Raw genomic sequence first — 21,248 nt, forward strand, 5'->3', positions numbered from 1 at the left:
AATGCCCGCCCACGGCCCGGACCCCGCCCGCCAGGCCTCCCGACCTGAGATTCCCTGAGAAGAGACCGGACATGACGTACGACTCCCTGGTCAACCGAGGAGACTACTTCTCGGCGCACTACCTCGCCGAGGTGCTGCCCAAGGACCTCAAGTCGGGCCTGCTGGCCACCTGGAAGCAGCGCGAGGACGAGGCGAGGGCGGAGGCCGAACGGGCGGCCACGGCAGCAGCCGGAGCCGCGGCCGACGGAACGTCGGAATCGGTGTCGGAGGAGCCGGACGCCGACGACGTCCTGCCCGTCACCCCTCGCGCGGGCCTGCGCGACCTGCGCCGCCGCTACTTCCGGGCCCGTTCCTCCTTCGCACTCCCCGAGGACGAGGACGGTACGTCGGCCGCCCAGTACACCGAGGACGACTCGGCGACGTACGACTCCCCCGCCTGGGCCGAGCGCGTACGCGCCCTGAACTCCGAGGTCCTGCGAGCCCTCGGCTACGACGCCAAGCCCCGCACGATGACGGTCACGCGCGCCGACCAGCCGTACGAGGTGCGGGTGGCGCACGCCGAGAAGGGCCTGGTCGCGGTCGACTGCGGCTGGGCCGCCGAACCGGACGCCGCCCTCGACCCGGAGGGCCCCGGCCGCCTCCTGGAGCCGGTGCCGCTGGACGGCCGCAACACCGTACCGACGGGCTCGAAGCTCGCCTCGTTCCTCTTCGCCTGCGAGGACGCGCCCCGTTACGTGCTGCTGCTGGTCGGCGGGGTCGTCGTCCTGGCGGACCGGACGGTGTGGGGCGAGGGCCGCTACCTCGCGGTCTCCCTGGACGCGGCCCTGCAACGCAACGACACCAAGGCGGGCGGCGAACTCGACACGATCGCCGCCCTGTTCGGCGCGGACTCGCTGCGCACCCCGGAGGAGGGCGGCGAGAACCCCCTCGCGGAACTCGTCGGCAAGTCCACCAAGCATGCGGTGGGCGTCTCCAGCGAACTCCGCGACGGTCTGCGGCTGAGCGTCGAGCTGATCGCGAGCGAGGTCCTGGCCCGGCTGCGCGACCAAAACGTACGCCCCGAGGACATCGGCGAACTGGGCGACCTCGGCAAGCAGTTGACCCGCGAGTCGCTCCGCTACCTCTACCGCGTCCTGTTCCTGCTCTACGCGGAGGCCCGCCCCGAGCTGGGCATCCTGCCCGCCGACTATCCCGAGTACCAGCAGGGCTACGGCCTCGGCCGCCTCGGCGAACTGATCGCCGAACGCGACCTCGTCGACGAGAAGTCCCGGCAGGGCACGTATCTGTACGAGTCACTGGACCTGCTCTTCCGGAAGGTGCAGGAGGGCTACCGTTCCCGCCGCACGCACGGCCCCTCGGCCGTGGAGACGGACGGCGTCGAAGTGGACACCGTGAAGGTCAGCGAGGACGTGGGCCTGCGCTTCGAGCCGCTGCACTCCAAGCTGTTCGAGGCGGACTCGATCCGGCTGATCGGCCTGGGCGCGATCCCGCACCCTCACGACGACACCGACGAGGACGAGGACGACACCGACGGCGGCAGCATCGGTGCTCGTGTCCTGGACACCCGGCTGCGGAACGCCACCCTCTACAAGGTGCTGCGCCTGCTGATGATCACGCGCGGCAAGAAGGGCGAGCGCGGCGGCTTCATCTCGTACGCCCAGCTCGGCATCAACCAGCTCGGGGCCGTGTACGAGGGCCTGATGTCGTACAGCGGCTTCATCGCCGCCGACAACGAGGATCTGTACGAGGTCGCGAAGGGCGGCGACCCGAAGGACGGTTCCTGGCTGATCCCGAAGTCGAAGATCGACGACTATCCGCGCGACGTGTTCGTGTACCGCCGCGACGAGGAGACCGGCGAGGACGTCCGCGTCACCTACACTCCCGGCTCGTTCGTCTACCGCCTCTCGGGCCGCGACCGCCAGACCTCCGCCTCCTACTACACCCCCGAGTCACTCACCAAGGTCACCGTCCAACTGGCCCTCCAGCACCGCCTGGACCAGGACGGCACGACGACCGAGGCGCGGGAGCTGCTCGACTGGAAGATCTGCGAGCCGGCGCTCGGCTCGGGCGCGTTCCTCAACGAGGCCATCAACCAGGTCGCGGCGGAGTATTTGCGCCGCCGCCAGGAGGAGCTGGGCACACCGATCGACACGGAGAAGTACGCGGTCGAACTCCAGAAGGCCAAGGCGTACGTCGCCCTGCACAACTCCTACGGCGTGGACCTGAACGAGACCGCCGTGGAGCTGGCGGAGGTCTCGCTGTGGCTCAACACCATGCACCCCGGCATGGAGGCCCCGTGGTTCGGCCTGCACCTGCGACGCGGCAACTCACTCATCGGCGGCCGGCGTGAGGTGTACCCGGCGGAGAAGCTGAAGAAGGCGGCCTGGCTCGGCACGACCCCCGAACGCTTCCCCCTGACGGAGGCGGCGAACGGCCTCCCGGTGACGGTGACCGAGCGCACGACCCGAAGCGGCTCGGTCCAGCGCGTCACGGAGAACGCCGTCCACCACTTCCTCCTCCCGGCGAAGGAGTGGGGCGCGGTAGCCGCCGAGAAGGAGGCGAAGGCGCTGGCCCCGGAGGCGGCACGGACACTGGGTAACTGGCGCAAGATGATCACCCGGACCCCAACTGCCAAGCAGGCGGAGCGACTTCAGGCGGCGGCCCGGCGGGTGGAGTTCCTGTGGGACCTCGTCGTACGACGACTGGAGATCTCCGAGCGCGACATCTCGCGCCGGATCGACGTGTGGGGCGCGGAGGCCGGCTGGTTGCGGTCACCGGAGGTGGCGGTACAGCGAGAGAAGGTCGTCGCCGACCTGACGGCACCGGACACCCCGTACTGGCGCCTGAAGACCCTGATGGACGCGTGGTGCGCGCTGTGGTTCTGGCCTGTGCAGGAGGCGCGGCTGCTGGACGGTACGGCGGAGGTGTACGAGCGGGGCGCTGAGGAACTCCCTTCGGGCGCTGTGGCGGAGGGGCTGCGGGCGGCGGACGACTCCGGCGTGCTGATGTCCTGGGAGACGACCGACCTGTTCGGCGAGGTGACTGGTGGGGGCGAGCTGACGGCGGCCTCGGTGGAGCGCCGGCGCGCGGGGCGCCGCAAGGAGGCCATCGGGGGTGCGCGTAAGCGGGCGGTGGTTCCTCTGGCGGGGCTGGATGACTGGCTGGAGTTCGCGGAGGCACTGATCGGCACGGAGGATGTGCCGGCGGACTCCCTGGTAGCGGAGTTCGGGTCGCTGGAGGAGCTGGAGCCGTATGAGGATGCGCTGCCCGATCTGATGGGGATGGAGCACTTCCAGCAGCTGGAGCTGCGGTTCCCTTGGGCAGGGGTTGCGGGCGATGTGGCGCGGGCGCAGGGGTTCTTCCACTGGGAACTGGACTTTGCGCAGGTGTTTGCGCGGGGCGGGTATGACTTGCAGGTGGGAAATCCGCCTTGGGTTCGGCCCGAGTGGAAAGAAAATGTGATCCTTGCCGAACGAGATCCTTGGTTCATGCTCACAGATAAGCCGAGCACCGAAGAATGGCGGCTCCGCAGAGCGGATCTATTCGTCCGGGAAGGAGCGGCCACAGCATACTTCCTGCACGAGATGACAGCGAATATCGGAATGATCGAAATGCTGAGCTCGCCAACAACATACCCACTGATCAGCGGCACGCGACCCAACTTGTATCGATCCTTCATGTGTCAGGTTTGGGATCACATCGGTGACCGAGGCATGGCGGGCATGGTACATCCGGATACGCACCTCGAAGGCGTAAGAGATGGCCACCTTCGGTCCGCAACCTATCACCACCTCCGACTCCACGCGACCTTCATCAACTCAAGCAATTGGGCCTTTGAAATCGGCAGAGCAGTGTCATTCGGGCTACACATTTACGGGGGTAGACTTCTCGATATCAATTTTCTGACAATTAGCCAGCTCCATTCCGCTCAAGTTTTGCCCGACTCTCTCGCCCATGACGGACGCGGCGAGATTCCCGCCCAGAAGTACAATGGCGCGTGGGATGTACGGCCCCATGCAGCCCGTCTCGTTAGAGTAACCTCCCCACTCTTGACCGAATGGCGGAAACTCGGTGGTGACGATACAGAGCCGATCGAACATACCCAACTTCTTCACCCGATCACTACGGCCGAACAAGGGGCTATCGCGGCCCTTGCAGGCATCTCTCGACGATTGGTCCAGGAGCAGCCACTAATCAGTCACGGATACAACGAGACTAATGCTAAAAAGGACGGCTACCTTCGCTACAAGGTAGACCAACCAGATACTTGGGAAGAGGCAATTCTACAGGGACCTCATTTCGCCATCGCGACTCCTTTCGCGAAGCAACCTAACTCACCCATGCGTAATAGCAAGGATTGGCAGAGCTGGAACCTCACTTCACTTCCGCCTGACGCAGTGCCTCGCACGACCTACGCGGTCGCCTCCTCACGCGGTGCATATCGTGCCGCTCAAGACGAATGGCGAGGACGACGCTACACAGACTATTTTCGACTTGCATGGCGTGCCATGATTGATCCCAAGAACACTGAGCGAAGCTTGTTCGCCGCCATCATTCCGCCAGGTGCCGCGCACGTCCATGCAGTACATTCGATGGCACTTGCCAGCAATCGCGAAACTGCCCTCAATGCCGGTTTTTGGGCTTCCATGCCTCTGGACTATCTTCTGCGCGTTACAGGCCGATCGCATCTTCAGGTCGCCGAGGCTCTACGCATGCCAGCAGCCACACACGACCATCCACTTAGCCATCCCCTTTTGCTGCGCACTCTACGGCTGAACTGCCTAACCAGCGCCTACTCCCCCCTCTGGCGAGAACTTTTCCATCCCACATGGCCACATTATGAACACTGGGGGCATACGTGGGATAAAAACCCGGCACTCACCCCACTCGCTGCGAACTTGACTCCCGATTGGACGGAATCCACCCCACTTCGCAGTGACTACGAACGCAGGGCAGCTCTTGTAGAGCTAGATGCGCTGGTATCGGTCTGGCTTGGGATCACAGCTGAACAGCTTGCCGCGATTTATCGGGCCCGCTACCAAGTACTAGGCGAGTACGAGTCAGACATGTATTTTGATGCTAAAGGAAGGAGGATCGCGAAGAATTACTATGCATACAGTCACGGCCAGACGAAAGAGAACTATCTTTCCCTCCTTGACCATTTCACGGATCCAGGCAAAATTGCGCCACCTGACGGATACACCGCCCCCTTCTACAAAGCCGATCGCGAAAATGAGATGCGGGCCGCCCACGCACACTTCCAAGCACGGTTGGATGCCGAGATTGCTGCGGGAAGGTGGACCCCACCCGAGACAGCGAACGTCGGAGGCAAAGTACAAGTGGACGTTTGATCGCCAGAAAATCGATCCCACCCAGGTCCCCCCTTCCCGATAGGCTCCGTCCATGCCAGGACAGTTGCTCGAACTGCACGTGGAGAACTTCCGGAGTCTGCGGGATGTGACCATTCCGTTAGGGCCCCTGACGGTTCTCGTCGGTGCGAACGGTGTCGGAAAGTCGAACGTCCTCAAGGTCTTTGACCTGCTCGCCGACATCATCCGCACCGACCTCGAACCCGCCCTCGAAACCCGGGGCGGGTTCGACGAGGTCGCATTCTGGGGCGGCCCCAAGCCGCCGACCACCCTCCGGATTCGGCTCAAGGCGACCTGGACCACCCACTCCAGCCCCAACGCCCCCGACGAGTACGACCTGAAAGTTCGGCGCTACTCAGCACCGAGCAACCGGGACAGCGGGCGTTATCGGCTCACCCGCAGCGAGAGCTTCCAATTCAAACGGACACGGGGACGCGGACGCCGCATCGCCGTCTCGGGTGAGCGAGCCACAGTCGTCGACACTCGACCGAAGTCCAGTACTCCGGAGGAGAGCAGCGAATTCGGTATCCAGCGACTCAGCAGTGGCCTTTCGACCCTTCCCCGCCTGGCCAGCGCGGAAGGTGGTACCGAGGTCGCCCGAGTGGCACAACAGCTGTCTTCGTTCCGTGTGTTCGACGTGAACGTGGATGCGGCGCGGCAGCCGTCCCGGCGCCTCTACGACGACCTGTCGTCCAACGCGGATAACTTGGCCTCCTTCCTCTACACCCTTTCCATCAGGACCGGTGATCTTTGGGGTCGGCTGATGGATGACGCCCGGTCAGTGCTTCCTCAGCTGCTGGATATCGAGTTCGTCATGGTCGGAGGCGGGGCCGACCAGATCACCGTCTTCCTTCGCGAACGCGGTCTGCGGCGCCCCACCCCCCTTGCCGACGCCAGCTACGGGACCGTCCGCCTCCTCGGCCTACTGGCCCTGCTCTACGACCCCGCACCTCCCGCCCTCACGTGTATCGAGGAGATCGACCACGGCCTGCACCCACAAGCCCTGAACCTGATCGTCGATCGCCTACGCGAGGCCAGCGCGCTGACGCAGTTCATCGTCGCCACCCACTCCCCCGCTCTCACGGACCGCCTCCTGCCCGAGGAAATCGTGATCTGTGAGCGCGACGACGAAGGCGCCTCCCTCATCCCCGCCATCAGCACAGGCGACGTTCGCGCCATCGTCGAGGAGAGCGGCGACCTACCACTCGGCGAACTCTGGTTCTCCGGCGTTCTCGGGGGCGACCTCACGGGGGACGAGCTGTGACGGCCAGGAGCAGAGAGCCGCAGGGACGCGGTGTCATCGTGCTCGCCGGCGAGGACTCCAACGACTGCCGGATCGTCGCCGAGATCATCAAGCAGCACCACCCGGATCTCAGCAATGCCCGGCTCGTCGAGATCAGCGACAAGACCAGGCTCAAGACAGCCACCGGCCCTCAACTCACCGCCCGCGTCAACACCATCATCGGCAAGGCGAAGGGCCGGGCCCTCCGGGCAAGAGGCCCGCTTGTCGGCCTGGTAATCCACGAGGACCTGGACGGCTACACGGACGCCGAGTACACCCGTATCCGCGCGAACGTCGCCGGATCCCTATCCCGCGAGAGTCCCTGCAACTCGGCGCTGGCGCTTGCCGCTTGGGAGTCGGAAGCCTGGCTCTTACTCTTCCCGGACGCCTTCCCGGCCGTCCGGCCCAACTGGAAGGTTCCCGCGCAGCTCCAGGGCCGCGACAGTGGAAACCTCAAGAGCCCCAAGGAAGAACTCAAGCGCAGGCTCGGTTCGCCGGCCTTCCGGGAGAGTGACGGGCCCAAGGTCGCTGAGCAGGCCCGGTCACTAGGCCTACTGGCCTCGGACCCGACCGGTACCAACCGCTCCTACAAGGACTTCGTCCACGAGCTCGGCCAGTGGTCCGCAGCCTCCGTCCCAAGTCCTCGCCGTAGGTGAGCCGTTCACGTATGTCCTGCAGCTCAGCCGATCTGGTGGACCGCGTGCCCGACGAACATCGCCCAGGCGTCCGGGCCAACAGCCATCCCCGGACGGGCAGTGTCCTTGGAGTCCCGCACATGGATCGCTTGAGGGCAGCTGGCAACCTCTACGCACTCCCCGCCAGCTCCACTGCTGTAGCTGCTCTTGATCCAAACGAGATCCGGTACAGCACGTTCAGGCATCGCGAAGGTCATGTCGCTCCAAGAAGCTTCTCTACAAGGGCCAGGGAATCGTGCGGAGTCAGCCCCTGTGCTCGCAGGATGCCGTACTGCTCCTCGAACTCGCGAACCGCGCCTCGCTCCGTATGCAGGCGGCTGTCCTGGTGTGCCTCCACGTATGAGATCCTGCGCCCTTCCTTCGTTTCAATCAAGGTGAACGGTCCGCCAAGCGCCGCGTGTGACTCGCGGCACGTCGGCATCACTTGGATCTCCACGTTCCTCGATTGACCAACCAAGAGAATCTGCTCCAGTTGTCCCTGCATCACAGAGGGACCTCCGAGAGGCCGACGGAGCAAGGTCTCCTCAAGGACGAAGCTAATCGTGGGCATCGGTCTCCGGAAGAGGATCTCCTGCCGGGCGAGGCGAGCGGCGACCCGTTGCTCGATGGTGTCCTCGTCCAGCAAGGGACGCCACATCCCGAACACTGCCCGTGCGTACTCCTTCGTCTGCAACAGACCCGGTACTGCCTGGTTCGCGTACACGTGCAGTTCAACCGCCTCCGCCTCCAACCGAGCCGCATCCCGAAAGAACGCCGGGAACTGCGCCTTCGCAACCTCCTCTTTCATCTCCTGCAAGACGCCACCCGCGTCCAGCAGTTCGTCCGCCACATCGATGAACCGAGGCGACGGCACCCGCCTCCCCTGCTCGAACGCCGCGATCGTGGACGCCGAATACCCGGTCCGCGACCCGAACTCGGTCCGCTCCAGCCCCGCCCGCAGCCGGAACCGTTTCAGTTGGCGTCCGAAGACACGGAGGATGCCCGAGCCTGGTTCCGGCGACCCCGTCGCCTCTGTCTCGACGTCCGAGCCCGTGTCCGCAACCCCGGTTCCGTCCGGCTCCCGTGCCAGTTCACTCACGCGTCCGCTCACCTCCACCGCCCGTACCGACCCACGCCCACGCTAGGAAGCACTCGCTCACCACACCGCCGAACCTCGAAAGTTCACCAGAACAAGTGCTCAGGCGACCGAGCATCGGGTCACTTCGACCTTGCGACGGCCTTTGCGTTCGTGGCACTCCCGGCAGACTGCGTGCGGGTCATGCGTGCGGATCGCGCGTTCACAACCGTCGCAGCTGACCAGCGGGACTGGTCGCAGTGGGGACATCACCGTCGCCGTAGAGGAAGGCGCCGTCGGCAACGGCGGCGGGAGAAGGGTGGTCAGGCGGTATTCGAGGAGGCTCGCCGGGTGGCGGATGGGGTCGGCCTCGGACGGCAGGCCGGCGGTGAGCGTGCGGGTGATCTGGTCCGGCGTCGCGGCACGGGCGAGCCAGGTCTCGACAGCGGGCACGAGCCGCTGGACGTCCCGTTCGGACAGCAACAGCCGGGGATCGGCGCGCCGCAGCCGCACGAGCAGGTCGGCCGCCGGGCCGGTGGGCACCGCGACGGGTTCGGGTGCCGCACGCCTCGTAGGTCCGGAAGAAGCCCGCGCCGAGTCCGACCGCGAGACCTCCGCTGCCGCCGGAACAGCCACCGGCCCCGGTGCAGACTGAACCTCACGTTCGTCCCCGGCCACCGCAGCGGCCGAGACGGAGGCAACGGCCGCCCCCGAGCCGTCGCCGCGCACCGAGGGTCGTACGACGGCCCCCGGATGGTCGTAGAAGAACGTACGCGTGGCGATACGTCCACCCCCGAGGGGCACCCGGCGGCGGACGAGATACCCGGCCGCCTCCAGTTCCCGAAGCGCCCTGCCGATCGTCACCTCGCCCTCCGAGAAGCGCAGGGTCAGCGCCTTGATGGTGACCGAGGCACCGTCCGGCAGGGACTGGATGTGGACGCCGATGCCGATCGCCGTGGCGGAGAGGCGAGGGTGCTGGGCGAGGTGGTTGCCGACGACCGTGTAGCGCTCGGTGTGCCGGTGACGTACGTGGAGGACTCCGGCGCGGGGCGCGTCCGGCGGGAGGGCCGGAGGCGCGGGCGGCGAGTGCTCGGGCGACGGGGACGCGTACGGGAACGCGGGCAGGGCCGCGTTAGACTGCGGGTCAGCCATCGGGAAGGTCAACTCTTCCTGGTTGGTCAGGCCCTCGCCGGGATTGCAGTCCCGCCGGGGGCCGTTCTCTGTCTGTGGTTGTGTGCGGCGACCGTACCCCACCCGCGCGACCGGCCAACGCTCTCGTCACTCGAACGAGTGGCGCCCCAACTCGCGTACGTTCAGGCCGGGTTTGGTGGGGTTGGTGGTTTCCCCAAAGGCTTTGAAGGACATCGCGCACCACCGGATCACGGAATCCCGCGTCCCGGTGACGAACTGGCAGGACGACGCCCGGGCCTACGGGCGGGGGTTCGCGAACAATCCGGACGAGGCAAGGAACGCACTGCGCCGATGACCAGCCCTTCCCACGTGGACGACGACCGCGGCTGCCTCCGTCCGGTCCTCGCCGTACCCCTCACCCTGCTCACCCTCATCGCCGCGTATTTCTGCTGGGCAGCACTGACCATCACGCCGTCAGGCACCTGGGACGACGACGCGTACGCCGGAATCGTGTTGTCGTGCGTCGTCACCATCGGGGCCGCCGGAGCCGCGGCGGCGCTGTGGCTGGTGCCTTCGGTGCGGAGAACCATGACGTGGTGGTGGATACTTCCGGCTCTGCTGTTGGGCGCGGTCGCGGGAGTGCGGTGGGCCGTGGGCGGCTAGGTCCGCCGCCACCGTCGCACTCGGTTCGCTGCACATGCGCGAACCTCCGAATCAAGCCGCGAGACTGCCGGCAGGCCACAACTCACGCGTCAGGTCTTCGCCATTGTGGGAGCTGACGCATGACGGCGTCAGACTCGGCGGCAGCGACCTCGAAGCTCGGAGATGACGACCTTCTCGCTCGCGTTGACGTCACCGTCCACCGTGGCCACCCGGTCGGCCACGTCGAGGATGTCGCTCAGATCCCCCGGCTCGGCGTCTATGCGCTCCCACACCTCGGCAGGGTCGATATCAACAAGGTGGGCGAGCTGTTCATCGACCACCTGATGCTGATCACGGACCAGCCTCACCAGGTGCTTCATCAAGAGCGTCTCGTCGTCGGCGATCTTGTGGTCCGCCATGATGACGAGCCACGCGACCCACAGCATCAACTGCGGGTGCTGACTCCGCTTGCTCAGACCCTCGGCGATTTCGATCACCCGCGCCTCGTTCCGGAAGACGGCTTGCGCGTGCCGCCCCGCGAGCAGCGTCGTATAGCGGTTCAGCACCACCGCAAGGGGAACGCCGACCACGGGGATACCGATTTTGATGACGTTGCGCTGCAGGAGGAACTTTCCGACGAAGGGGAGCCCCTTCGCGGCGCTCAGTACCGCTTTGGAGTAGTAGCGCTTGACCACCGGCCGTACCATGGCCGGAACCGCCTTCACCACGCCCTGCCTGACCACTTCCCCGCTTTTGATCGTGAAGGCCACTCGAATGAGCTTCCACATGTCATCGGGGTCGGACAGGTCGAGCGGGACCCGATAGAGGACTGCGATGTCGTAGGCCAGGCGGAGCTGGAGCCGGGTGATGAACGCGACATCGACCATCATGGTCGCGACGGCGGCCGGGACAGTCGCCACCGAGGCACCACCAAGGCTTCCGATGGTGGCGGCGACGGCCGCCGTGTAGGCCCCGGCAGAGAGCCCACCTTCGAGCGCGGCGTACCGAGCCGCCATCTTGATCCGCTGGTCGACGATGGCGTCCGCGGGTACGCCCTCGTACCGTTCCTGGAAGTACTGCCAGTTGACCTTGTCTGTGTAGGAACTCAGGGCCTCGGCGCTGAGCTTGGTGAACCAGCCGCCCGACTTGATGTCGTCCGCGCTCAGCCCCTTGATGAACTCCCGTATTTCGGCCCGCTCCTGCTCGACGACCTTCCGGTCGGCATCGTCGTCGGCGCCGGCGTTGGCAGCCTCAGTCGGAGCTTCTGTCATGGCGAGTTCCCCCCAGGCGGTTCAGCGTGGAGCCAGGTTGCCTGGTTTTGGACAACCCCGCTGACGTCTCAACACGGTGACTCAGTAACCAGCAACCGTCTGTGGACAGATGTCCCATGAGCTGCACAACTCTAGCGTGACGTAATGCGGCTGGTGCCCTCGCGCGGACCTCCATCATGATCGCCGTCACCGCCGTCAACTGCGTCACACACCAAGCAACCCCGAGTTGGCTCGACACCGTGAACAGCCCCGAATCCGCTCATCGCCATGGTCACGAAACGTACGAGGCCATATGGATTGTCAGATCGCGCGGATACCCTGTCGAGGTGTACGACATGACGGACCCGGTAGCCGCTCGTCAGGCGGCGAAAGCCGCTGAACAAGAGCGCCTGAAACGGGCGCGTGAACGCCGGGAGAGTAAGGGCCCCTCAGGCGTGAGCGGTTTCGTTCAGCGCAAGTGGCGTTGGCTCGGCGTCGGGGGCGGCGAGGCGGTCGAGGCGGTGCTGGCCATGCTCACGGAGGCAGCGGCCGCCACCGGAATGCCCGAGGCGGAGCGGGCGGTCCTCACGCAGGCCCTCGAAGGCGATCCGGACCGCGAGAGCCTGTTACCCGCGGTGCACGCGGGGCTGAGCCTCCTGTCACCAAAGTCGGTCCTCGGCCATCTGCGGAGCCTCTGGGCCGCCGGTGTGCGATGGCTCAACGAGGCGGGTCTGGAGCGATGCAGGGTGTTGTGTTCGACGGCGCCCAGCCTGGACCTGGTCAGCAAGCGCGCCCACGCGGTCTCGGGCGGACCCGCCTTCAGCCTCTTCGCGACCGCGGCCACACGCGGCGCGATACCCGTACCGAACCGGTTTCTCGACGAGCTCCTCCCGTGGGCGCCTCTGTCCGTCATCGACGATCTGATCGACCACGGTGGCCTCATGCCCGAGGACGCGCCCTGGACGAGACGGGACGAGCGGGAAGGCCTGTATCTGCGCGCCCGTCTCGCCCCTACAACGGTCACCAGTGAGCATGCCGAGCGCCTCGCATGGCGGGCGTATCTGCGCCGGCAGTCCTTCCTCCTCGGGGAGACTCTCGTCCGAGAGGAACCGGACGATGTGTGGGACTTGCTGTACGACGTCGTCATGGACGGCGATGTGACGGCCGTGAGCGCACTCGACGCGGCGCTGCCCCGACCCCAGCAGATCGAACTGCGCGACCTCAAGTCGGGTGCGCTGTCCGGGCAGTGGCCGCCGAGCATGACCGAAGACCGGGGACTCTGGCTGCTGATGGCCACGCTTTGGCGCCCGAGTAACCTTGTCGACGCCGGACGGAGTCCGTTCTATGCTCTGGTCGCCCTGAACCGCGCCTACGACCTCGTGAAGGCCGGTGACCTGGATGCGACGGCCCAGCAGGCGTACTCCCTCACCCGGGGCAGCGTGAGCCACCGCAAGGTTCCGGCCGACCTGGTACAGGAGTCCCACGCCATCGCGGCGTACGCGGCGGTGGGGCAGAGCGAGAGGCTCGATTCGCCGACGGTACGGGACAGGCTGCTCGACTCCGCCGAGGAGCACGCCGAGAAGGCCGCCGCGCAAGGAGGCGCCGTCGCCGAACGCAACCTCCGGCTGCTTCGCACCTGGAGGGGGACGAGAAGGAACGACCGTGGTCGGTTCAGCAACCCCTTCCTCGACATCGGCCTCGATCACGGGGCTGACGGGTGGGAGGAGCGCTGCCGCGAGATATTCCGGGAGCGCGAGGGCGACGCCAGGGGCCAATCGGAACTGAACATGGCCGAGGAACGCATCCGAGGCGCGCTTCGCGGAGAGGCGGGCTGGGACGTCTTCTACCAGCTGCCGCTCGACCAGTCGCGATATGGCATGCCCTCTCAGGTTCCGAAGCATCTGGTGCCCCCGTTGGAGCCCCTGCCACGCCGGACCGCGATGACGAGTGGCGGCGAGCTGGAGGCCATCCGCGCCCGTGCCGCCGTAGAACTCCTTGACGACTTCCGGACCACCGCGCCGCGCCTCGACCGCCACAGCTCCGCACGATGACCGCTTCGACGCCGTCGTCCTGACCCACCGTCCGAGCCGAACGAAGTAGAGCAGCCTGATGCCTCCCAAGAAGAAAATTCCCAAGAGAGAGCGAGCACACCGCCCGTGCCCCGCGTGCGGCCAGACGCAACCCGGGGCACAGGGCAAGCCGTCACCACACAAACCCGGAGGTCTGAAGCGCCGCCGGGGGCAGCACACGGATGCCCAGGCCAAGCCCACGAAAGCCGGTGCCGTCGAGGCTCCCCCTCGTCCCGATCCGATCGACGCGATGACGGTCATCAAAGGGGTGGCGGCCCGCGTACCGGAGGCACTGGAGGCTGTCGGGGTCGATGAGATGCCCCCCACCGGCGCGCTCACCGCGGCGGTGCGCAGGGCGGTCCTGGACGAGTTCCGCACGCGCGCCCAGTTCGCCGGACGTCTCGCCGAGATCGACGCGCTGCTGTGGTCCCGGGCGGGAGACAGCCGTGAGACCGTCGAGGGCGCGATGACGGCGCACCTGCGGGAACTGCGGCTGCTGCGGGTTACTGAGCCGGAGGAGAGCGACCGGTTCGTGGTGACCGAGGGCGAGGGAGACGCCTTCGAGTTGCTGAGTCCTGCATACGTGGACGAGTTGACAGGGAAGGTCATTCTCGCGGGGCAACTCCGGCGCATCGCCGGGCCCGCGGGCGTGAACGCGGGGGAGGAAGCATGACGGCAGCGGGAATCGACTTCGGGACCACCAACTCGGTCGCCGCCCAGTGGAACGGCGAGTACGTCGAGTTGCTGGAGATCGGGGGGCAGGGCCTGGACGCGAACTGGAGGCGCGAGGGGTTCGAGCTGCTCTACCCGTCGGTCGTCGGCACGAGTTCCCTGCGGCCGGGCACCCTGTTCGGCTGGGAGGCGAAACTCCGCTCCGAGCAGGCCGTCGAGGCGTGCAAGCGGATGCTGCGCGAGGAGCCGTTCGTCAAGCTCGGCGGTGAACGCTTCGCCGCGACCACCGCCGCCGCCGGCGTCTTCCACGCCATCGCGGGGGCGGCGGAGGAGGAAGCCGCCACCGAGATCCGCGAAGCCGTCATCACCGTGCCCGCCAACGCGACCGGCGCGGCCCGTTTCCGAACCCGCGAGGCCGCCCGTGCCGCGGGCATCACGGTCCGCACCCTGCTGAACGAGCCGACGGCGGCGGCGATCGCGTACGCGCACGAGATGGAGATCGACGGCGAGTTCCTGGTCTTCGACTGGGGTGGCGGCACGATGGACGCCACCCTCCTCCTTCACGATGACGGATTCTTCGACGAGAAGGCGAGCCGGGGCGTCAACCGCCTCGGCGGCCTGGAGATCGACGCCCGGCTGCGCCGCATGGTCCTCGACCAGGCGCCCGCGCGCGGGCGTTGGAGCGATTCCGAGAAGCGGATGTTCGCCCTGGAGATCGAGCGGGCCAAGATCCTCCTCTCCCACCAGGAATCGGTCCGCATCCAAACGCCCGACGACGTCACCGTCGAGATCGGGCAGGACGAGTTCTCCGAGGCCATCCAGGACCTCATCAACCGCGCCCTCGACCCGGTGGAGGAATGCCTGGAGCAGGCTCGGATCGACCCGCAGGACCTCACCGCGGTACTCATGATCGGTGGCAGCAGCCAGATCCCGGCAGTGCGCGCCGCGGTCTCGGAGGCACTCGACTGCGAACTCGTGGACACCTCCCTGTGCGACCCGATGACCGCGGTCGCCGAGGGAGCGGCGATCAGCGCCGCCGCCATGGACGGCGAGCTGAAGAGCATCATCAGGGTGGTCAACACGCACGCCCTTGGCACGATCACCAAGGACCGTGAGGGCAGGCGGAAATTCAGCGCCCTCATCGACCGTAACCAGCGCCTGCCGCAGCAGCGCGTGAAATCGTACGAGCCGACGAAGGACAACGTCTCCCAACTCAACGTCGAGGTCTGGGAGGGAGACCCGGACCGCGAGGTCGGCCACCCGGACAACGTCAAACTGACCGACCTCGTTCTGACCTACCCCCGACGCTGCACGGCCGAGGACGGTGTCTTCGACTTGGAGTACACCTACAGCAAGGAAGGCCTGCTGACCGTCCGGGCGACCCTGCAGAAGACCGGCGAGGTCGTCCTCGACGGCGAGGTGAAGGTGTTCGGGGACGGGAACGTCCTGCCGGAGGTGAAGAAGGAACTCGACCGGCTACTCGCCCTCGCCCCTGCCGCCCGACCCGCGACCACTCCGACCCATCCCCAGCAGGTTCGGCCCCAGGGCCAGGTCAACGGGGCGCCCAAGCCCGCCCCGCCTCGCTCCGCGCCCCAGCCGGCCGACGCGAACACGGCCGCGCCACCACTCGTGATCGACGGATCCAACCTCGCCTGGAACGGGCGCCCGCCGCGTGCGGCGGGCGGAAGGCCGAGCTTCGCGGCGTTGCAGGCGGCTGTTCGATCGCTGCGGTTCAAGCACCCCGATTGCGACATCCACGTGGTGGTCGACGCCACCCTGCGCCACGACGTGTCCGCCGAGGAGAGGCCCCTCGTGGAGGCCGCCATCGCCGACGGCACCGTCGTACAGCCTCCGGCCGGGACCGAGGGGCGGGGCGACGCACTGGTGATCAGCATCGCCGAGGAGGTCAGCGGAGTCATCGTCTCGAACGACAACTTCGCGCCCTTCCAGAAGGCGAATCCGTGGCTGCGGGTCGCCGGCCGGGTCATGGGGGCGACTCACTCACAGGGTGTGTGGGTGTTCAACCGACGCGTACCCAATCCGGCGCCGGCTGCTCAGCGAAGGTGACACGCTCGGGGCGGATCCGCGCAGACGAGAACACGCTCAGGCAGACAGAGATATCGAAACCCGCGCCCTGGCGCCGACGTACGCAGTCGTCGTCCGGGGCGGCCGGTCGACGATGGGGGCCGCCAGTGGAGAGCGTGAGGTTGTCGGTCGTCGCGGTAGTCGCGGTGCTTCTCGCCACCGGCTGCTCGGCTCGGCCGGGCACCGGTCAGACGGAGAGCGACGTCTGTCCGCCCGTCGCGTCCGACGTCTCAGCCACTCCCACGCCCGCATCCGGGCCCGCACGTCAGGTCGAGTTGGGCGACTTGCGGTGCTCGGACGCTGACTCCGGTATGAGCGCTGTGGACATCAGGGTAAAGAACACCGGCACGGGCGAAGCCAACTACTCCGTCACCGTCGAGTTCATTGACTCTGAACAGCACTCGCTCTCTACTGAGGCCACCTACTTCGGCCATGTGAGCGCCGCGGCGACCATGTCGAGGACGGTCTACGCCGTACGGCCGACCAACGGCCTCGGGCTTGCCGTCCGCCTAGTCGACGTGAAGCGTGAGGTCGTTCCAGCGAAGGCCCCGGCAAGCGCCCTGGACACGGCGGTGGCCCTGTTCGTGGAACAGGGTCTCGTACCCGCCGGCACCCCGTACGGGGATTGCCCAGACACCGCACCCCAGGCCTATTGGATCGGTAACCGAGGAAACTTAGCCCTGTCATCGGGGCGGACGGACGGCTCTCCGAGTGGCCGAGGGGCTTCTTCGACGAGTGGGAGAACTCCCTCGACCAACTGCTCGACTGAGCAGGCACACGAAGTCGACGAACGTGCCCCGGGGGGTCGGGGCCGTAGACGCGGAACGAGAATGGGGTGGGGCGTGCCGCTGCTTGTGTTTCTCAACGAACAGTCCTGTGTGACGAAGTGCGGGGCCGACGAGGTCGCTGCGGGCATGCGCACCTTCGTGGACGTGCTCCGGGAGTTACGGCGCTGGCGGGACATCAGCCTTGCCACACAGAGCCCGCTCGACCAGGCGGAACTCGCCCACGGCTACTACTACGCGCAGTGGCGCAACGACGCCCGCACCAGGGACGAACAAGCCCCGAACATCAGGCCGGAGCACGAGAACGCCCGCAGGAACCGTTTCTGGGAGGACCAGGACGGCGAGAGCCGTTGCTTCGAACTCCACGGGAACCTCAACCGTGGAGCCGGCCGCATCTACTTCCGGCTCGTCCACGACGAGAAGGCCATCCGCATCGCCCACATCGGACGCCACCTCTGAAGCGGACTCTCGCAGCCCCCTCCACCGACAAGGGCGCCGCGAGAGTAACGGGAGTAGACCAGGAACTCCCTGCCGCACACCGCCGCGTACACGAAACACACCGTCGCACACGGCGCCTCGCTGTGTGCGCGTCGGACCTGTGCTCATCAGGGTGCGCCGGGCAGCGTTGGCGGCATGAACAGCGAGCACTCACCCACCGCCACGGCGGCGACCGCGACATGTGAGGCGGCCGAAGTGGGCACCACGAAGGACGAGTTCACGATGCGCTTCAGCTCAACACCGCGCGGTGCCCGCCTCGCCCGCCGCCTGGTCGCGGACCGGCTCGATGCCTGGGGGCACCCCCATACGTCCACCGCCAACGACACGCTGACCCTCATCACCGCCGAGCTGACCGCCAACGCCGTACGCCACGGCCACGTGCCCGGACGGGACTTCGAGGTGCGGCTCACCGGCACCGGTGGCGAACTGCGCGTAGAAGTCTCGGACACCCGCGCCGAACGCGTACCGCCGCTCTCCCTCGACGAACCGCCCGGCGACACCGAGTCCGGCCGGGGTCTGATGCTGGTCGCGGCGCTGGCCGACGAGTGGGGGACCAGGCCACGTGTGAACGCACCCGGAAAGACGGTGTGGGCGGCGCTGGCACTGGTCTGACCGAGCGCCGACCACCGCACAGGGCGCTGTCCCCGACTCGGCCGGCTTCGGCCGAATCCGGCTCACCGGGATCTTCACGGGGCTCCCGGCCGACCGGTCCCGAAACACCGCGTTGTCCCCCGATACGCCGAAGGACAAGTATGGAGTGCGCGGATCCAGAGGAGGGCCTTCGCCCCGGTCGGCAACAGGCCCTTACAACGGGCCGACATACTCGGCGATCAACCGGCCGCAGTCGGTGAGCAGAGGAGCAGTCCCAGGGTTCAGGAAGATGCCCACGGCCAACAACGCGATGCCCAGCGCGGCATGGAAGAAGCAACTCACCACGACCGATCCGTCATCCCTCTCCCAGGCATAAGCCAGCCGAGCGAAGAAGATGAGCAGAGAGAGCGCCGCGATGGCGAGGATCACCACCGTCACGGGGAACAGGATGCTCCACACCACCGCCACTCCGGGTTCCCGCGAGGACACCGCCCGGATGGCCGCGCCTGCCATAGGCATGGGCAAGCCGGCCGCAGCAAAGAACAGGCGCCCGAGATAGCGTCGGCCTCGCCCCAGACGAACCGTCGGCGCGAGGCGCTGCGACCCGGTTCGCCCCGCCGGTGATCCAGGACGCCGGGTAGAAGACGTCGAGGATCCGACTGGCAACGGGGTCGCGGGACCTGTCTCAACGAGGTCCGGGCTGGACCGGGACTCCGGCACAACCTCACCGCTGACGACTCCGTCGCCACCCGACGGTGCCTCGCCTCTGCCAAGGTCGCTGGCCAGTGTGCGCAACTCGGCGCGAATGAGCTGAAGTTCATCGTCAGCTGAGGCCAAGACGTCCTCGAAGGCGCGCTCGTCGTCCGGCTGCGCCCAAAGACGTGTCGGTTGCCGCTTCGCCGCTTCCGCTTCATAGCGTGTCCTGGCTACGAGGGCTTCGAGGCGTTCCCGCTCTCGCTCAGCCTCCCTCTTTTTCTCCTGGGCTCTGATGACGCGCAACTCCGCGTCCCGCAGTTTCTCCTGAACCTCTCGCAGTGCCTCATTACGGCCTTCGGCCCGGGCCCTCCGCGCCTCCTCCGCCAACTCCACACATCGCTTGCGGAAATGCTCTACCGCAAGCGCCAACGCTTCGATGACGCGTTGAGCGTGCTGCTGGGCAGCCTGGGCGGTGACACGGCGGTCGAGGTACGCGGAACCGGTCGGGTCCGGTGCAGTCCCGACATGCACGCTGAAGTTGGTCACGGTCTGATCGCGGCCTGCTTGATACAGGCCACTGTGGTCCGAGGCCGCTCCGAAAAGGTAGATATCGCCGGTCAAGGGGTCAGGAGACTTGTCCATACATCGTCATCGGTAGTTGTTCACGGTCTGGTCGCGTACGGACAGGTAGGCCTGCCCGTTCCCCTCGACGTGGGCTTCAAGGTGCACTCCTCCGCTGATTGACTGGCCGCTCGTTTCAGCGGTCAGCTCCCGCAACAAGAGGGTCAGTTCAGCTGCCGCTTCCGGGTACTGGGCGAGCAGCGTCCCGAGTCGAAGCTGCCATTCGCTCTCGACGCCAACTGGCTCCCCTCCAGCGAGGAGAGCTGCGCGCGACCTGGACAGCAGCTCATCAATCTCCTCCGCCGCGTCCGGCCGGAATCGCCGCCACAGCGTCGCGACCCCACGCCTGGTCTGTTCCCAAGCGTCGGTCGCCAGCAAGGTGGCTACGGTCGTACCTGCGGTTCCGGCGAGCGCTAGCACGTTCAGCTCCACGCAATCCCCTCGATGTAGTGGATTCGATCCAGCTCCACTGCCCACGCCCAGGCAGGAGCCGAACGAGATTCGAAATCCTATCCCAACTGCCGTGTGCTACAAGGGAGATAGAGCCCCTACACCGCGCGCTCTTGGACGTGTGCGTTGTCGCGCACGCCATCCGCTGCGGCATACCTCGCCACCAGAGTCCACTGCGCCGCGCTCAAGCAACGCTCCCGCCCAAGGCGTTCGTCACGTAAGTCATGTGCTGAACGTTTCCCACCTGGTTCCACGTCGAGTGGTTACCGGTGCCGACGGAGCCCTCGGCCCGGTCACGCAACCACCTCTCCCCCGCTCCCGCATCCACACCCCGGAACTCCGCGAGGCCGGTGAGACAGCGAGCGGCCTCCCGGTTGGCGTCGTCGTACTGCCTTCCGTGCGGCACCTTGGACAGGTGGTAGGCGCGGGCGGTGGTGTAGCGGAGGATGCCCCACGGCGGGCCTCCGCCGCGCGCGGGCGGGGTCTGGGTGACGTACGTTGCGGGATGGATCCCGTAGTCGCCGTAGCGCAGTCGGGGCAGGTAGGGGCGTTCGCTGTGGCCGATCTCGTGCCAGGCCTCCCAGTCCGTGCGCGGGGCCTCGTGCAGGACGCCCTCCCGGAAGTCTTCAGGCGGTCCGGGGAAGCCGCCGGCCAGGACGGTCACGGTGCGCCAGGAGGTGAGCGGGATCAGGGTGTCCAGGGCTCGCACGGCCTCCTTGGCTGCGTCGGGGCGGTCCGGCAGGACGGAGGCGAGGTCAAGGAACAGGTCGGCCGGGTGGCCTGTGGGCATCCGGCCGAGCAGCGCGGCGACGTCCGATGCCGTGCGGTCGTTCCAGTCGCCGGGGAGCCGTACGCGGATGCCGAGTCCGTCCTCTCGGTGCCGGGCCGCGGCGAGTGCGAGTGACTGCTGGGCGCCGGGGCGGCCGGGCCCGGTGACCGGCCGCAGGTTGCGGTGGTCCCACCACTCGGAGGTCAGGACGGCGGCCAGTACCGCCGCTTCGTCCTCGTCGGCGAACGGCGCGTCCAGCCACCCGGAGCCGAGGCGCTGTGCCGTGGAGACGTCACCGGCCTCCTTGGCGATGCGTTCGGCCAGCGGTTTCGGCAGCATGCCGGGGCGGGGCGGCAGCGTCCACAGCGGAGCGACCCGACGCTGTACGTCCGGCGCCAGCCCTCGGTAGGCGGCCGCCGCGTGCGGCCGGGTCGGCAGGACGGGAACGTACAGCGGTACGGACATGGCGTTCCCCCTCGGCGCTGCCCGTGCTCGGTTCTTCCTTCGCTCTCGTGCGTCCGTTCTGTGCGCTCTCCTGCGCTTCCTTCGTTTTCCTTCAGGGTGAAACCAGTGAGGAAAGCCCGAAAGG

The 21,248-nt window shown here is 67.0% G+C and carries 17 protein-coding genes; 10 read left to right on the plus strand and 7 right to left on the minus strand.

The annotated features are described in order from the left end of the window. Positions 1 to 71: 71 nt before the first annotated feature. The 3 genes from ACYUED_RS12660 to ACYUED_RS12670 are packed head-to-tail and all read left to right on the plus strand — an operon-like array spanning position 72 to position 7,307. Positions 72 to 5,351: a class I SAM-dependent DNA methyltransferase gene (locus ACYUED_RS12660; RefSeq protein ID WP_491292385.1), complete on the plus strand. Its 5,280-nt coding sequence runs from the start codon at positions 72 to 74 to the stop codon at positions 5,349 to 5,351. 52 nt (positions 5,352 to 5,403) lie between these two features. Next, positions 5,404 to 6,633 carry an AAA family ATPase gene (locus tag ACYUED_RS12665; protein ID WP_491292386.1) on the plus strand — a complete coding sequence of 410 codons (1,230 nt, stop codon included), beginning with the start codon at positions 5,404 to 5,406 and terminating at the stop codon, positions 6,631 to 6,633. Next, positions 6,630 to 7,307 carry a hypothetical protein gene (locus ACYUED_RS12670; RefSeq protein ID WP_491292387.1) on the plus strand — a complete coding sequence of 226 codons (678 nt, stop codon included), beginning with the start codon at positions 6,630 to 6,632 and terminating at the stop codon, positions 7,305 to 7,307. The genes ACYUED_RS12665 and ACYUED_RS12670 overlap by 4 nt, the downstream gene beginning before the upstream one ends. A gap of 23 nt (positions 7,308 to 7,330) precedes the next feature. On the opposite strand, the gene ACYUED_RS12675 is transcribed toward ACYUED_RS12670, so the two are convergent. From ACYUED_RS12675 to ACYUED_RS12685, 3 genes are all read right to left on the minus strand, one after another. After that, positions 7,331 to 7,543: a DUF397 domain-containing protein gene (locus ACYUED_RS12675; protein ID WP_491292389.1), complete on the minus strand. Its 213-nt coding sequence runs from the start codon at positions 7,541 to 7,543 to the stop codon at positions 7,331 to 7,333. Then, positions 7,540 to 8,424 carry a helix-turn-helix domain-containing protein gene (locus tag ACYUED_RS12680; protein WP_491292390.1) on the minus strand — a complete coding sequence of 295 codons (885 nt, stop codon included), beginning with the start codon at positions 8,422 to 8,424 and terminating at the stop codon, positions 7,540 to 7,542. The genes ACYUED_RS12675 and ACYUED_RS12680 overlap by 4 nt, the downstream gene beginning before the upstream one ends. 99 nt (positions 8,425 to 8,523) lie before the next feature. Further along, a complete protein-coding gene (locus ACYUED_RS12685; protein ID WP_491292391.1) occupies positions 8,524 to 9,552 on the minus strand; it encodes a hypothetical protein in 1,029 nt (342 codons plus the stop codon). Between the two features lie 330 nt (positions 9,553 to 9,882). Between ACYUED_RS12685 and ACYUED_RS12690 the strand changes: the two genes are divergently transcribed. After that, positions 9,883 to 10,194 carry a hypothetical protein gene (locus tag ACYUED_RS12690; RefSeq protein WP_491292392.1) on the plus strand — a complete coding sequence of 104 codons (312 nt, stop codon included), beginning with the start codon at positions 9,883 to 9,885 and terminating at the stop codon, positions 10,192 to 10,194. A 128-nt stretch (positions 10,195 to 10,322) separates the two neighbouring features. Here the strand turns inward: ACYUED_RS12690 and ACYUED_RS12695 are convergent, their stop codons facing one another. Next, positions 10,323 to 11,444, minus strand: coding sequence for a hypothetical protein (locus tag ACYUED_RS12695; protein ID WP_491292393.1), 1,122 nt, complete (start codon positions 11,442 to 11,444; stop codon positions 10,323 to 10,325). Positions 11,445 to 11,878: 434 nt separating this feature from the next. Here ACYUED_RS12695 and ACYUED_RS12700 point away from each other — a divergent pair, with 434 nt between their 5' ends. From ACYUED_RS12700 to ACYUED_RS12725, 6 genes are all read left to right on the plus strand, one after another. After that, positions 11,879 to 13,474 (plus strand): hypothetical protein, encoded by a 1,596-nt coding sequence (locus ACYUED_RS12700; RefSeq protein WP_491292394.1) that lies wholly within the window; start codon positions 11,879 to 11,881, stop codon positions 13,472 to 13,474. 268 nt (positions 13,475 to 13,742) lie between these two features. After that, the gene (locus ACYUED_RS12705) at positions 13,743 to 14,165 is read left to right on the plus strand and encodes a hypothetical protein (RefSeq protein WP_491292395.1); all 423 of its coding nucleotides are present in this window, start codon (positions 13,743 to 13,745) and stop codon (positions 14,163 to 14,165) included. Next, complete coding sequence (locus ACYUED_RS12710) at positions 14,162 to 16,231, plus strand: Hsp70 family protein (protein WP_491292396.1); 2,070 nt, start codon at positions 14,162 to 14,164, stop codon at positions 16,229 to 16,231. The genes ACYUED_RS12705 and ACYUED_RS12710 overlap by 4 nt, the downstream gene beginning before the upstream one ends. A gap of 703 nt (positions 16,232 to 16,934) precedes the next feature. Beyond that, positions 16,935 to 17,018, plus strand: a complete 84-nt coding sequence (locus ACYUED_RS12715) for a DUF3696 domain-containing protein (RefSeq protein ID WP_491294224.1) — start codon at positions 16,935 to 16,937, stop codon at positions 17,016 to 17,018. A 73-nt stretch (positions 17,019 to 17,091) separates the two neighbouring features. Beyond that, positions 17,092 to 17,493 (plus strand): hypothetical protein, encoded by a 402-nt coding sequence (locus tag ACYUED_RS12720; protein WP_491292397.1) that lies wholly within the window; start codon positions 17,092 to 17,094, stop codon positions 17,491 to 17,493. A 174-nt stretch (positions 17,494 to 17,667) separates the two neighbouring features. Further along, positions 17,668 to 18,144 (plus strand): ATP-binding protein, encoded by a 477-nt coding sequence (locus ACYUED_RS12725; RefSeq protein ID WP_491292398.1) that lies wholly within the window; start codon positions 17,668 to 17,670, stop codon positions 18,142 to 18,144. 192 nt (positions 18,145 to 18,336) lie between these two features. Here ACYUED_RS12725 and ACYUED_RS12730 read toward each other — a convergent pair whose 3' ends face one another. From ACYUED_RS12730 to ACYUED_RS12740, 3 genes are all read right to left on the minus strand, one after another. After that, the gene (locus ACYUED_RS12730; RefSeq protein WP_491292399.1) at positions 18,337 to 19,440 is read right to left on the minus strand and encodes a hypothetical protein; all 1,104 of its coding nucleotides are present in this window, start codon (positions 19,438 to 19,440) and stop codon (positions 18,337 to 18,339) included. Positions 19,441 to 19,467: 27 nt separating this feature from the next. Continuing rightward, on the minus strand, positions 19,468 to 19,872 hold the full coding sequence (locus tag ACYUED_RS12735) for a hypothetical protein (protein ID WP_491292400.1): 405 nt from the start codon (positions 19,870 to 19,872) through the stop codon (positions 19,468 to 19,470). Positions 19,873 to 20,074: 202 nt separating this feature from the next. Continuing rightward, positions 20,075 to 21,124, minus strand: a complete 1,050-nt coding sequence (locus ACYUED_RS12740) for a beta family protein (RefSeq protein WP_491292401.1) — start codon at positions 21,122 to 21,124, stop codon at positions 20,075 to 20,077. Positions 21,125 to 21,248 lie beyond the last annotated feature (124 nt).

It is taken from the genome of Streptomyces sp. DF42, from assembly GCF_058267695.1.